Here is a 12,156-nt window from a genome sequence, read left to right as displayed (position 1 = left end):
CCTCCGCATTCCCACTGTGGCCGAGGCCGAGGCGGAGCTGGACGCGGCAAGGCGGGCCGGCGGCCGTTTCGTCGGCATCGGCGAGGCCGACTATCCGCTTCTGCTGAAGGCCATGGATAATCCGCCGCCCCTGCTTGCGGTGAAGGGCGAGGGCGCGGTTTTCCGTCTGCCGGCGGTCGCCGTCGTCGGCGCCCGCAACGCCTCGCTCGCCGGCGTCAAGATGGCGCGGATGCTGGCGGCGGACCTTGGCCGCGACGGCTACGCGATCGTCTCCGGCCTGGCGCGCGGCATCGATACGGCAGCGCACCAAGGCAGCCTCTCTACCGGCACTATTGGCGTGCTGGCCGGCGGGCTCGACATGCCCTACCCGCCCGAGAATGCCGCGCTCTGCATCGAGATCGCCGAGCGTGGCGGCGCCGTCGTCTCGGAAATGCCGTTCGGCTGGCAGCCGCGCGCGCAGGATTTTCCGCGCCGCAACCGGCTCGTCGCCGGCATGGCGCTGGGGCTGGTGGTGGTCGAAGCGGCGCAACGTTCGGGCTCGCTGATCAGCGCCAGGCTGGCTGGCGAGATGGGCCGCCTGGTTTTCGCCGTACCTGGTTCGCCGCTCGATCCGCGCGCGGCCGGCTCGAACGGCCTGCTGAAGGACGGCGCGACGCTGGTGACCGAAGCCGCAGATGTTTCCAGCGCCATCGCGCCGCTGGCAGGGGCGCGTGTTTCAAGAATAGCACCGCTGGCCGAGCCGCCGGATCTCTCGGCAATGCCGCCGCCACGCGAGGATGATCGCGCGGGCGTGCTCGAGGCGCTCGGCCCGACGCCGGTGGCGGTCGATGAGGTGATCCGTCACACTGGTCTCGGCGCCGCCCAGGTCTCGATGGTGCTGTTGGAGCTCGATCTCGCGGGACGGCTGGAGCGCCACGCCGGCGGCAATGTCTCTCTGGTTTCCTGATGGTTCCACCCGGCGCCGTGGCACTGACGATCGAGTGCTTCCGTTTGGAAATCACCGCATGCGCTATCTGAACGCGCACAGGCTCGTAACCAATCTGCCCGTCGTGGAGAACTATTTCGCCAGGCGCGCGGCGCCTCGGTCGGGCATGCGGATTTTCTTCCAGGACGAACACAATCTGGTGCTTCCTGGCGGGCGTGACGTTCCACCCTCAAGCGCTCCGGGCGTCGTGCCATCCATCTTCGGAGGCGACGAGACGTATCTCGTCCGGATCGCAAACGAAAAGCAGTACCGCACGGCGGACGTCGTGCTCGAATACAATGTGCCGAACATCGTCAACATCAAATCCAGCGGCCGGTTTCCGAGGCGCTTCAGCGAGCGGATCGTCTACTGCCCTCCGATCCCCTTCGACTATTCAAATGCAGGCGGCCGGTCGATCGACGTCCTGACCAACATCATCAACACCAGGGAGCCGAGGCGCGCCTCCCTGATCGAAAGACTGGAGGCTTTTGCGGGCTACAGGAATGTCCAGGGCGTCTACGACCTGCCCGGGCTGCGGTCGCTGTACCAAAGCGCTAAAATCATCGTCAACCCGCACCAGACCTGGCATCACCACTCGATCGAGGAGTTCAGGGTCCTGCCGGCGCTTTCGCAAGGCTGTCTCGTCGTCAGCGAGGACGTGCCGCTGCGAACACACATCCCCTATCATGAATATGTGATCTGGTGCCGGTACGAGGACATTCCCGACGTCGTCGCCGAGACGCTGCGGAACTACGGCCGCCTTTTCGAGAAGATCCACGGCCCCGCCGGCGGGCTTGCGGAATTGCTGGCGTCGATGCTGGCCGAGTTCGAACGGTCGATGGACAGGGTGATTGCCGCCGACGCGGCCAGGTCCGGTGCCTCGAGATTACTGTCGGCCATTCGGCGCCGTCTGGGCTAGCGGAATAGATATTTCGACACTTCCGGATTGCCGCGGCGCCACATCACATTGTCCAGGAAGTAGTGATGGACGTTGATGAAGATCAGCACGATGAAGAAGAACAGCGACGAGCCGAGAACTTGCCTGTCATAAGGGATCATAGCCGTCAGCACGAACGGGATCAGCCAGAAGCCGAGATAGCCGAGCGCGCCGCCACCGACGATAAATCCCAGGACACGAAGCCTGTAGAGGGGGCCGAGAAAGGACAGGATCTTCGGTTGCGGATCGCTCGCGGCATCCAGACCGTCGCGCTCGACATTGGTCTGATAGCGCCAGACCACCGCCAGGTACTGGAGCGAGTGGAGCGCGGGCACCACAAGCAGCCAGAGCGGGTTTATCCTTGCGATCAGGATCCAGAGGTAGAGTGATGCGACATAGGCCACGATGCCGTTGTACGGCAGGCCGCCGCCGTTCTTTCGCCAACGGTTGACCAGCATCATGACCGTAGCCGCGGTGGATGCTACGGCTACCAGCAGGGCAATGTCGGTGATCCACGACGGGGCCGCGAATGTGTAATATTCCAGCCCATAGTATTTGCCCGCGGTGACCGCCGTATTCGTCTGCAGCCAGGCCAGGATCCAGACGGCATAGCTGTTGACCAGCAGCACCTTCTTGTCCCGATCGTCGAAGAATTTGCGCTTGAGCACGGCATCCACCATCAGCATGCCGTAGCCCTGCTTGACGTAGTGCCAGCCGACGAAGAAGAACATGGCGTTGGTCGCATATCCCAGCAGCCGCGTGTTTGCCGTCGCCGCGCCATAGGCAAAGAAGGCGCTCATGATCAGGGGAACGGCGATGCCGGCGAAGATGTAGCGGATCTGCAGGCCCTTGTCGTATCCGTCGCCGCTCACCTTGCGTCCGAAATTGCGGTAGAAAATCTGATATGAGTGGGCGAAGTGGGGATAGTTTACCAGATACGCCACAAAGACCATCGTAGCGGCAACGAGGCCTTCGTACTCGAGCGGCACAAGAAACAGAACCGGCAAGATGAGAAACGCGCTACCGCCGAGCATGAGGAAGTCGGCGACTGGGCCGAATAGATATTTCTGGGGTTTCGCCGCCGCGGGGGCCAGGGTGTCGGCCGAAAGGTGAAGTGCCATGTATCGCCTCCCTTGCGAATGCCGACTCTAGCTGCCGCCCAGTCTGGCGACAAGGTTGGCACTGCCGGTCTACGCCCGCTTTGTGGATATCGAAGGCATCACGAGACGCGTTTCGGCGACTGCAACTCGCGCCCCATCCTGGCAGCCTGAAAGATCGTCATCAAAACCAGTATCGGCTCGCCATCGGTCGGATTGATCATCAGGGCGACGCGGCCAAGTTCGTCGCTCATGGCACAGTTCCAGTCCTTGACCGCGATCACCTTTTTCTCGGACAATTTATTGCCCCTCCCCTTGGACGCCTCTGCCCGGCCCACTCGATCGATCCAACGGAAAGCTTGGCCCCGGGCCGATCTAAATACAAGCAATCGCTAATATTGTTATAGCTAGCCGACTAACAGATGGGCTTCAGGAGGGCCGTTTAATCTATATGATCCAATAGTTTGGTCGTCGCGGCGTCACGACGGTGTTCGGAATTGGCTCGATCGATGCCTTCCACGGTGATGGCGAACATCCCGTTTTCGATCCTGGCTATCCAGCCCTTTGCCTTCAGATACCAGAGATGAAAATCCAGATGTTCTCGCGGACAGCCTGACAAGCGCTCGAGTTCGTCATCGCCAATGCCGGGATTGTTGACGTCCTGGCGCCGCTTTACATAGAGAAGCGTCAGCAGTTTGGCCTGGATGACGACATCCCGCTCAAGACCTTTGGTGTTGCTGGCCTCCTCGGTAAGCTCACGGCGAAGGCCCAGATTGTCCCTGTACTGGATGTCGTACTGCGCGCGCTTGACCGGATCCTTCAGCGTATTGTGGGCTTCCACGATCTCGCTGAAGCGTGAATCATCTCCGGTATCCCGATTGTCGGGATGATAGCGCATGGCAAAATAACGAAATATCCGTTCAATCGTTTCCGAGTTGGCGTTCGGGCTGATTTCCAGAAGTTCGTAGTAGTCAGTGAACATTGGTGGTGCTGCCTCGAATCTACACCACTCCCCCATAGGCAGCTTCGCGCAACTGGTACCCACATGCAAGCAGGCTTCCCGAGAGGGAGTGCCTGGCGATCCGAGCGAAGTGGGCAGCATGCCGGGCGAAGCTGCGAATCTCCGCCGTCGCCACGACCGTGGACACCACCACGGATGACGGCGAGATCGTCCGCAATGCCATCACCAGTCGGCAACCCCAATTCCCCGCGCCGTGCAAATGGTTCTGGCGCGGTCACCGGCTTTGTCAAACGAACGCTAATATACGATATAGCCTGCCGCCCAGCTGCCATGTTAGATCTAGGCGGACAATGAAAGTCCTGTTGATCGCGCTAGCCGTCGCTCACAACTGGTACACCGGCTATCATGATCCGGTTACCGGCTATGAATGCTGCGAGGACAAGAAGGACTGCGGGGTCATCAGCTCGCGCTATGTCGAGCCGCTGCCTGGTGGCGGTTTCAATGTCCGCACGGGGTCCAAGACCCGATACTTCATTCCCAAGAACCGCGTCATAGAGAGCGAAGACAGCCAGTATCACATCTGCTTGTCCCCGCCGTTTTCCTATATTCGCTGCTTCTTTGCGCCCCGCACGGAGGCGAGCCGATAGACACTCGCTGCATTTCGCGAGGCCCATTTCGGAGTTGACCGGCGCCCATTGGGCGGGGGGCTTTGGGGCAAGGCGCCGGCCAGTCAGCCGCGCAAAGCAGTGCGCCTAATCTTAAGGGCGTCGATCATTTCGTCAGCCCACCCCGGCGCCGCCGCCGTTCTTGGGGATGAAGGTCTCACTCGGCCTTTAGTACCTGGTGTCTGGTCAACCAGTCACGAATGATCAATCGGACGGCTTCAGGTCGGGAAACCTCATGTTCGGCAACAAACTGATCGACGCCCGCGAGCATGTCCGGTTGAAGGCGGACCATGATCGGCACGCCCTTTCCGGTTGGGATCGGTCCCCGCCGTTTCTTTGATATCACGGTTTCGTGCTTTGGCATAAAAACTCTGATATCAGAATTTCGGTTCTTGCGAAAGCGCTAGAGCCTCACACAAACCGAATTGGAGAAGATCCGATGCCGAACAACTATGTTCGGGCAGCCGCCCAAGGTGCATGACATCCAACAACATTGTGAAGTTTGGCCCGCTGCCTCGGCGGCGGGCCATTTTGTTAGGTTCCTGTTAGGAGAACCGCCCTCGCCCGTTCCAGGTGAGAAACGATATCACATTGCATTCATTGAAAAATTTGGTGAGCGCGATGGGATTCGAACCCATGACCTACTGATTAAAAGTCAGTTGCTCTACCGGCTGAGCTACGCGCTCCCGCGGGCTCGATTAAGGCCGCCCTCGAAATTGCGCGGAACATAGGGAGAGTGCCGCGACGGGTCAACCGGAAAAACATGGCCTACAGGCTGGATTTTCGCTGTGTTCGGCGCGGCATTGTGGCCATGCGGGCATGCGCGGCATAGCGCATGAGAGGGGCGAAGGGCTTGCCTCCGTAAAACGCCACCACCGTCAAGGCGCATTCTGCAATCTGAACGGGAACCTGGGAACAATTGCCTATGTCGCCCGTTTTTTCGGACACAAGGGACGTCAACAACCCTTCGAGGAGAAGAGCGATGAACAGGATCGCATCCAGCCTGCTGGCGGCCGCGCTGTCGGCGTCTTTCGTGGCGGCGGACATTGTGCCAGTCAATGCCCAGCCAAATTATGTACCGCTGGGCCAGGGGCTGTCTTCGGACGTCCAGACTGTGCAGTACCGGGACTGGAGGAGACACCGCGCGCTCAATCGCGAATTCTCGCGCCGGGACGGTGTCGTGTACTGGAATGGCCATCGCGGTTATCGCGAATATCGTCGCGGCTATCGCCGTCACGGCGACTTCTGGTTCCCGCTGGCGGCCTTCGCCACGGGCGCGTTGATTACCGGTGCCATCATCAACAACCAGAACCGTGTCTATCGCGGTGGCGATGCCCATGTCCAATGGTGCTACGACCGCTACCGCTCCTACCGCGCCTGGGACAACACGTTCCAGCCGTACAACGGCCCGCGTCAGCAGTGCTATTCGCCCTACTGACCTGATCATCGGAACACGGGAGGCTGCGGAGGCCCGTGCCGGCAACGGCACGGGCCTTTCGCGACATCCCGGTCAAGGAAGCGATCCGCGGATCAACTGGCCCAGCCGATGGTCTTGAAGATCAGATACAGGCCTCCGCCTTCACCGCGTGGGGAGCGGTAAGCGCCGAGTGCATCGCAGATGCGAACCATTGCCCCGCTCAGCCCCCAGCCGAGCGCCTCCAGGTCATTGTTCGTGTCGAGCACATAGGCCTGAGCCAGCTCATCGATGCCTTTTTCCTCGCCGAAGGACCGAACCCGCTTGGCGTCTTCGAGGAGTTCGCCGGGCAGGTTTGAATTTGCCCAGGCCCACAGCCAGTTGTCAGCTTTGGCGCTCGTACTGCCCGCAATCTGGATCTCGGCGACGACCTTGATAACGCCTTGCTCCGAGAACAGGAGCTTTCGTGCCTTCAGATCGTAGTCGTAGCGCGGCCAGCTGCCGAGGCGGAAATCCTTCTGCAGGCGGTCGTTCTTGGCTTTCAGCTGATCGAAAGCCTCTTCGCGCCAGCCAGTATACCAATCTGGATTCATTCACCCCTCACCCAGCCGATCTCGCTGCCGATTTATGGCACGCTCAGCGTCCTGCGCACAGCGTCACGCCAGCCCGCCAGCTTGGCGGTGCGTGCCGCAGTGTCCATCTTCGGCTTGAAGCGGCGGTCGAGCGCCCAGGTCTTGGCGAACTCCTTTGCCTTCGGCCACACACCCGCCTTCGAGCCGGCAAGCCAGGCAGCACCGAGCGCCGTCGTTTCCAGGATGGTCGGTCGGTCGACCGGCGCATCGAGGATGTCGGCCAGCCGCTGCATCGTCCAGTCGGAAGCCACCATGCCGCCGTCGACCCGCAGCACGGTCTTGGCGGAAGCCCCCTTCCAGTCCTTGCGCATGGCGTCGAGCAGGTCGCGGGTCTGGTAGGCGACGGAATCCAATGCCGCGCGGGCAAACTCCGCCGGGCCTGAGTTGCGGGTCAGGCCGAAGATCGCGCCGCGCGCCTCGGCGTCCCAATGCGGCGCGCCGAGGCCGACGAAGGCCGGCACCAGATACACATTCTGCGCCGGATCGGCGGCTGCCGCGAGCGCGCCGCTCTGCTCGGCCTTGCCGATCACCTTGATGCCGTCGCGCAGCCATTGCACGGCGGCGCCGGCGATGAAGATCGAGCCTTCCAGCGCATAGGTGGTCTTGCCGTTCAGGCGATAGGCAATGGTGGTCAACAGCCGGTTCTTCGAGCGCACCAGGTCGGTGCCGGTGTTGAGCAGCGCGAAGCAGCCGGTGCCGTAGGTCGACTTCATCATGCCCGGCTCGAAACAGGCCTGGCCGATGGTCGCGGCGTGCTGGTCGCCGGCGACGCCGAGGATTTTTATCTCGGCGCCGAACAGGCCCTTCTCGGTGACTCCATAGTCATCGGCGCAGTCTTTCACTTGCGGCAGCATGGCGGCCGGGATGCGCAGGATCGAGAGCAACTCGCCGTCCCAGACATTCTTCTCGATGTTGTAGACCAGCGTGCGCGAGGCGTTGGTGGCGTCGGTGGCGTGCACCTTGCCGCCCGTGAGCCACCAGATCAGGAAACTGTCGATGGTGCCGGCGAGCAGTTCGCCCTTTTCGGCGCGCTTCCTGGCGCCTTTCACCTTGTCCAGCATCCAGGCGATCTTGGTGCCGGAGAAATAGGGATCGAGCAGCAGGCCGGTTTTCTTGGTGAATGTCTTCTCCAGCCCCTGCTTCTTCAATTTCTGGCAGAGCGGCGCGGTCCGGCGATCCTGCCAGACGATGGCGTTGTGAATCGGCTTGCCGGTCGCCTTGTCCCAGATGACGACGGTCTCGCGCTGGTTGGTGATGCCGATCGCCGCCACGTCCGAAGCGTTGCGGCTGGCAGCCTTCAGCGCGGCCTTCACGGTCGCCACCACGCTTGCCCAGATCTCCTGCGGATCGTGCTCGACCCAGCCCGAGGCTGGATAATACTGGTTGAATTCCTGCTGGCCGGCGCCGGCTACCTTCATCTGGTCGTCGAACAGGATAGCCCTGCTCGATGTCGTCCCCTGGTCGATGGCAAGCACAAAGCCGCTCATTTCCGCTCCTCCGCTCTTCATGCAACAGGGGAGACGGCAAAAGCCGCCTCCCCCGCAGGATCCATGCGGGCGCTGACGCCCGCATCAGGCAGTCTTACTTCTGCCAGCTCTTCACGAGCTCGTCGTAGTTGATGGTGATCGGCTTTTCCTTCTCGTTCTCGATCTTGAGCTGAGGCGCGAGATTGCCCTTCTTGACCGCGTCCGCGTTCCAGTAGGCGAGGTCATGCTCTTCGGCCATCCTCGGGCCGATATCGCCCTGGACGCCCGACTTCTCGATGCGGCTCATGACCTTTTCCTGCTCGGCGCAGAGCGAGTCCATCGCTTCCTGCGCGGTCTTGGCGCCGGACGAGGCATCGCCGATCGCCTGCCACCAGAGCTGAGCCAGCTTCGGATAGTCAGGCACGTTGGTGCCGGTCGGCGACCACTGGATGCGGGCCGGCGAGCGATAGAACTCGATCAGGCCGCCGAGCTTCGGAGCACGCTCGGTGAAGCTCTTGTCGTGGATCGTGCTCTCGCGGATGAAGGTCAGGCCGACATGGCTCTTCTTCACGTCGACGGTCTTCGAAGTGACGAACTGCGCGTAGAGCCAGGCGGCCTTGGCGCGGTCGGTCGGCGTCGACTTCATCAGCGTCCAGGAACCCACGTCCTGATAGCCGAGCTTCATGCCGTCCTTCCAGTAGACGCCGTGCGGCGACGGCGCCATGCGCCACTTAGGCGTGCCGTCGTCGTTCATCACCGCCTTGGCGCCGGCGTCGACCATCGAAGCAGTGAAGGCGGTGTACCAGAAGATCTGCTGGGCGACCGCACCCTGCGCCGGCACCGGGCCGGATTCGGAGAAGGTCATGCCCTGCGCTTCGGCCGGAGCGTAAGCCTTCAGCCAGTCGAGATACTTCTGGATCGAATACACCGAGGCCGGGCCGTTGGTGTCGCCGCCGCGCGCCGTGCAGGAGCCGACAGGACGAGAGTTCTCGTCGACCTTGATGCCCCATTCGTCGACCGGCAGGCCGTTCGGGATACCCTTGTCGCCATTGCCGGCCATGGACAGCCAGGCATCGGTGAACCGCCAGCCGAGCGACGGGTCCTTCTTGCCGTAGTCCATGTGGCCATAGACCTTCTTGCCGTCGATCTCGCGGCCGGTGAAGAACTCGGCGATGTCCTCATAGGCCGACCAGTTGACCGGCACGCCGAGGTCGTAGCCGTACTTGGCCTTGAAGTCGGCCTTGTTCTTCTCGTCGTTGAACCAGTCGTAGCGGAACCAGTAGAGGTTGGCGAACTGCTGGTCGGGAAGCTGGTAGAGCTTCTTGTCCGGCGCCGTGGTGAAGGAGGTGCCGATGAAGTCCTTGAGGTCGAGGTTCGGATTGGTGACGTCCTTGCCGTCGCCCGCCATCCAGTCGGTCAGGTTGCGCACCTGCTGGTAGCGCCAGTGCGTGCCGATGAGGTCGGAGTCGTTGACCCAGCCGTCATAGAGGTTCTGGCCGGTCTGCATCTGGGTCTGGATCTTCTCGACGACGTCGCCTTCCTGGATCGTGTCGTGCGTGACCTTGATGCCGGTGATGGCGGAGAAGGCCGGCGCCAGCACCTGCGATTCATAGGAATGGGTGGCGATGGTTTCCGAGACGACCTTGATCTCCATGCCGGCAAACGGCTTGGCGGCGTCAATAAACCACTGCATCTCCTTTTCCTGGTCGGCGCGCGAAAGCGTCGACAGCGGGCCTATCTCCTTGTCCAGAAAGGCCTTCGCCTCATCCATCCCGGCGTAGGCATTGCCTGCCCCGAGCAATAGGACAAGGGCGGTCGTTGATGTTAAAAATTGCCGTCGCATGTGTTTCCTCCAGTTTTGGTTTCAAGTGCGATCTGGAGCGGTCGCCGGCACGCGGCCGCTCCAACAGTTTCCCCCTCTATACGTAGCGGAACACGCCGATGGCGTAGACTACGGAGAGAGCGAGAGCCCACCACAGGTTGGGTCCAACCAGACCCAGCCAAGCGAGATGGATGAAGGCGCTGCCAAGCAGCGAAAGGAAGAGACGGTCGCCGCGCGTCGTCTCGAAGCGGAGCACGCCGACGCGCGGATTGCCGCCCGGCGAGGCATATTCCCAGGCCGCCATGCCGCAAAGCAGCAGGAAGACGGTGCCGAAGAAAGCCGCCGTCGGCCAGGTCCACGCCATCCAGGAGAGGTCGAGGTTCATGGTCATACCCTCCCCAGGGCAAAGCCCTTGGCGATGTAGTTGCGGACAAACCAGATGACGAGCGCGCCGGGGATCAGCGTCAGCACGCCGGCGGCGGCGAGCAGTCCCCAGTCCATGCCGGCGGCCGAGACGGTGCGGGTCATGGTGGCGGCGATCGGCTTGGCGTCGGTGGTGGTCAGCGTGCGCGCGATCAACAATTCCACCCATGAGAACATGAAGCAGAAGAAGCAGGCGACGCCGATGCCGCTGGCGATCAGCGGCATGAAGATCTTCACGAAGAAGCGCGGGAACGAATAGCCGTCGATATAGGCCGTCTCGTCGATCTCCTTCGGCACACCGGACATAAAGCCTTCGAGGATCCACACCGCCAGCGGCACGTTGAACAGGCAGTGCGCCAGCGCCACCGCGATATGGGTGTCGATCAGGCCGAAGGCGGAATAGAGCTGGAAGAACGGCAGCGCGAACACCGCCGGCGGCGCCATGCGGTTGGTCAACAGCCAGAAGAACAGATGCTTGTCGCCGAGGAAGCGATAGCGCGAGAAGGCGTAAGCCGCCGGCAACGCTACGGCGACCGAGATCACCATGTTCATCACCACATAGGTGATCGAGTTGATATAGCCCGAATACCAGGACGGGTCGCTGAAGATGGTGCGATAGTTGGCGAGCGTCGGCGCATGCGGATAGAGCGTCAGCGACGAGACGATCTCAGCATTGGTCTTGAAGCTCATGTTGATGAGCCAGTAGATCGGCAGCAGGATAACGATGATGTAGAGCGTCGGCACGATCCACCACCAGCGCGATTCCTCGCCGCGGCGCCGCATCAGGCGCGCCACCTCGTCCTGCGACAGGGCGCTGCTCAGCCCTTCCGAAACCGCCGTCTCGCTCACTCTGTTCGCTCTTTCGTTAACGCCGGTCATCTCAGCGCTCCGCGTCGTAGTTGGTCATCACGGTGTAGAAGACCCATGACAACAGCAGGATGATCAGGAAGTAGACCAGCGACATCGCCGCCGCCGGACCGAGGTCGAACTGGCCAAGCGCCGTCTTGACCAGGTCGATCGACAGGAACGTCGTCGAATTGCCGGGACCGCCGCCGGTGACGACGAAAGGCTCGGTGTAGATCATGAAGCTATCCATGAAGCGCAGCAGCACTGCGATCAAAAGCACGCGCTGCATCTTCGGCAGCTGGATGTAGCGGAACACCGCCCAGCGCGAGGCGCCGTCGATCTTGGCCGCCTGGTAGAAGGCATCCGGGATCGAGACCAGGCCGGCATAGCAAAGCAGCACGACGAGGCTGGTCCAGTGCCAGACGTCCATTATGATGACGGTGACCCACGCGTCGATCGGATCCTGGACATAGTTGTAGTCGATGCCGAGCGCATTGACGTAGTAGCCGAGCAGGCCGATGTCGTTGCGGCCGAAGACCTGCCAGATCGTGCCGACGACATTCCATGGGATCAGCAGCGGCAGCGCCATCAACACCAGGCAGACCGGCACGCCCCAGCCCTTCTTCGGCATGTTGAGCGCGATGAAGATGCCGAGCGGCACCTCGATGATGAGGATGATGAAGGAGAAGATCAGGTTGCGGACCATCGCTTCCCAGAAGCGGTCGGAGGACAAGAGCTCCTCGAACCACTCCGTGCCGGCCCAGAAGAAGACGTTGTTGCCGAACGTGTCCTGCACCGAATAGTTGACGACGGTCATCAGCGGGATGACGGCCGAGAACGCCACCAGCACCAGCACCGGCAGCACAAGGAACCAGGCCTTGTTGTTCCAGGTCTTTTCCATCTATGCCCCCATCTCGACGCGCCAGGAA

14 protein-coding genes and 1 tRNA gene are annotated in these 12,156 nt (G+C 61.8%); 4 read left to right on the top strand and 11 right to left on the bottom strand.

Annotated features, from left to right (window positions below):
* Window positions 1-946, top strand: a 946-nt coding sequence (gene dprA / locus EOA33_RS10130) for a DNA-processing protein DprA (protein ID WP_127405556.1), incomplete at its 5' end; no start/stop codon positions are given.
* A gap of 58 nt (window positions 947-1,004) precedes the next feature.
* A complete protein-coding gene (locus EOA33_RS10125; protein ID WP_126054692.1) occupies window positions 1,005-1,883 on the top strand; it encodes a hypothetical protein in 879 nt (292 codons plus the stop codon).
* On the opposite strand, the gene EOA33_RS10120 is transcribed toward EOA33_RS10125, so the two are convergent.
* The 3 genes from EOA33_RS10120 to EOA33_RS10110 form a co-directional block, all read right to left on the bottom strand.
* Window positions 1,880-3,022, bottom strand: coding sequence for a hypothetical protein (locus tag EOA33_RS10120; RefSeq protein ID WP_126054693.1), 1,143 nt, complete (start codon window positions 3,020-3,022; stop codon window positions 1,880-1,882). The two genes, EOA33_RS10125 and EOA33_RS10120, sit on opposite strands and share 4 nt — an antisense overlap.
* Window positions 3,023-3,120: 98 nt before the next feature.
* The gene (locus EOA33_RS10115; protein ID WP_126054694.1) at window positions 3,121-3,297 is read right to left on the bottom strand and encodes a hypothetical protein; all 177 of its coding nucleotides are present in this window, start codon (window positions 3,295-3,297) and stop codon (window positions 3,121-3,123) included.
* A gap of 143 nt (window positions 3,298-3,440) precedes the next feature.
* Window positions 3,441-3,980, bottom strand: coding sequence for a J domain-containing protein (locus EOA33_RS10110; protein ID WP_126054695.1), 540 nt, complete (start codon window positions 3,978-3,980; stop codon window positions 3,441-3,443).
* A 329-nt stretch (window positions 3,981-4,309) separates the two neighbouring features.
* Here EOA33_RS10110 and EOA33_RS10105 point away from each other — a divergent pair, with 329 nt between their 5' ends.
* The gene (locus EOA33_RS10105; RefSeq protein ID WP_127405555.1) at window positions 4,310-4,606 is read left to right on the top strand and encodes a hypothetical protein; all 297 of its coding nucleotides are present in this window, start codon (window positions 4,310-4,312) and stop codon (window positions 4,604-4,606) included.
* Window positions 4,607-4,781: 175 nt separating this feature from the next.
* Here the strand turns inward: EOA33_RS10105 and EOA33_RS40380 are convergent, their stop codons facing one another.
* Together EOA33_RS40380 and EOA33_RS10095 are read right to left on the bottom strand one after the other, a co-directional pair.
* On the bottom strand, window positions 4,782-4,916 hold the full coding sequence (locus EOA33_RS40380; RefSeq protein WP_281033514.1) for a ribbon-helix-helix domain-containing protein: 135 nt from the start codon (window positions 4,914-4,916) through the stop codon (window positions 4,782-4,784).
* A gap of 318 nt (window positions 4,917-5,234) precedes the next feature.
* Window positions 5,235-5,310: transfer RNA gene (locus EOA33_RS10095), tRNA-Lys, on the bottom strand.
* Window positions 5,311-5,606: 296 nt separating this feature from the next.
* On the opposite strand from EOA33_RS10095, the gene EOA33_RS10090 reads away from it, so the two are divergent.
* Complete coding sequence (locus EOA33_RS10090; protein ID WP_126054717.1) at window positions 5,607-6,062, top strand: BA14K family protein; 456 nt, start codon at window positions 5,607-5,609, stop codon at window positions 6,060-6,062.
* A gap of 92 nt (window positions 6,063-6,154) precedes the next feature.
* Here EOA33_RS10090 and EOA33_RS10085 read toward each other — a convergent pair whose 3' ends face one another.
* From EOA33_RS10085 to EOA33_RS10060, 6 genes are all read right to left on the bottom strand, one after another.
* A complete protein-coding gene (locus EOA33_RS10085; protein WP_126054718.1) occupies window positions 6,155-6,631 on the bottom strand; it encodes a DUF6882 domain-containing protein in 477 nt (158 codons plus the stop codon).
* A 32-nt stretch (window positions 6,632-6,663) separates the two neighbouring features.
* On the bottom strand, window positions 6,664-8,157 hold the full coding sequence (glpK, locus tag EOA33_RS10080) for a glycerol kinase GlpK (protein ID WP_127405553.1): 1,494 nt from the start codon (window positions 8,155-8,157) through the stop codon (window positions 6,664-6,666).
* Window positions 8,158-8,251: 94 nt separating this feature from the next.
* Complete coding sequence (locus EOA33_RS10075; protein WP_127405552.1) at window positions 8,252-9,979, bottom strand: ABC transporter substrate-binding protein; 1,728 nt, start codon at window positions 9,977-9,979, stop codon at window positions 8,252-8,254.
* Window positions 9,980-10,055: 76 nt separating this feature from the next.
* Window positions 10,056-10,349 carry a DUF2160 domain-containing protein gene (locus EOA33_RS10070; protein WP_189347543.1) on the bottom strand — a complete coding sequence of 98 codons (294 nt, stop codon included), beginning with the start codon at window positions 10,347-10,349 and terminating at the stop codon, window positions 10,056-10,058.
* Window positions 10,346-11,260, bottom strand: a complete 915-nt coding sequence (locus EOA33_RS10065; protein ID WP_126054722.1) for a carbohydrate ABC transporter permease — start codon at window positions 11,258-11,260, stop codon at window positions 10,346-10,348. Before EOA33_RS10065 ends, EOA33_RS10070 begins: the two co-directional genes overlap by 4 nt.
* Before the next feature lies 1 nt (window position 11,261).
* Window positions 11,262-12,128 carry a sugar ABC transporter permease gene (locus EOA33_RS10060; RefSeq protein WP_126054723.1) on the bottom strand — a complete coding sequence of 289 codons (867 nt, stop codon included), beginning with the start codon at window positions 12,126-12,128 and terminating at the stop codon, window positions 11,262-11,264.
* Between the last annotated feature and the right edge of the window lie 28 nt (window positions 12,129-12,156).

Origin of the sequence: Mesorhizobium sp. M4A.F.Ca.ET.050.02.1.1 (genome assembly GCF_003997725.1) — a bacterium.
Taxonomy (GTDB): Bacteria; Pseudomonadota; Alphaproteobacteria; order Rhizobiales; family Rhizobiaceae; genus Mesorhizobium.
This window is presented reverse-complemented; position numbering and strand designations above follow the sequence as displayed.

Excerpts from the sequence above, each read along its gene's own strand:
- EOA33_RS40380 (WP_281033514.1), bottom strand. The coding sequence starts at position 4,916 with ATGGTCCGCCTTCAACCGGACATGCTCGCGGGCGTCGATCAGTTTGTT.
- EOA33_RS10125 (WP_126054692.1), top strand. The coding sequence starts at position 1,005 with ATGCGCTATCTGAACGCGCACAGGCTCGTAACCAATCTGCCCGTCGTG.
- EOA33_RS10090 (WP_126054717.1), top strand. The coding sequence starts at position 5,607 with ATGAACAGGATCGCATCCAGCCTGCTGGCGGCCGCGCTGTCGGCGTCT.
- EOA33_RS10110 (WP_126054695.1), bottom strand. The coding sequence starts at position 3,980 with ATGTTCACTGACTACTACGAACTTCTGGAAATCAGCCCGAACGCCAAC.
- EOA33_RS10060 (WP_126054723.1), bottom strand. The coding sequence starts at position 12,128 with ATGGAAAAGACCTGGAACAACAAGGCCTGGTTCCTTGTGCTGCCGGTG.
- EOA33_RS10075 (WP_127405552.1), bottom strand. The coding sequence starts at position 9,979 with ATGCGACGGCAATTTTTAACATCAACGACCGCCCTTGTCCTATTGCTC.
- EOA33_RS10120 (WP_126054693.1), bottom strand. The coding sequence starts at position 3,022 with ATGGCACTTCACCTTTCGGCCGACACCCTGGCCCCCGCGGCGGCGAAA.
- glpK (WP_127405553.1), bottom strand. The coding sequence starts at position 8,157 with ATGAGCGGCTTTGTGCTTGCCATCGACCAGGGGACGACATCGAGCAGG.
- EOA33_RS10105 (WP_127405555.1), top strand. The coding sequence starts at position 4,310 with ATGAAAGTCCTGTTGATCGCGCTAGCCGTCGCTCACAACTGGTACACC.
- EOA33_RS10085 (WP_126054718.1), bottom strand. The coding sequence starts at position 6,631 with ATGAATCCAGATTGGTATACTGGCTGGCGCGAAGAGGCTTTCGATCAG.
- EOA33_RS10065 (WP_126054722.1), bottom strand. The coding sequence starts at position 11,260 with ATGACCGGCGTTAACGAAAGAGCGAACAGAGTGAGCGAGACGGCGGTT.
- EOA33_RS10070 (WP_189347543.1), bottom strand. The coding sequence starts at position 10,349 with ATGACCATGAACCTCGACCTCTCCTGGATGGCGTGGACCTGGCCGACG.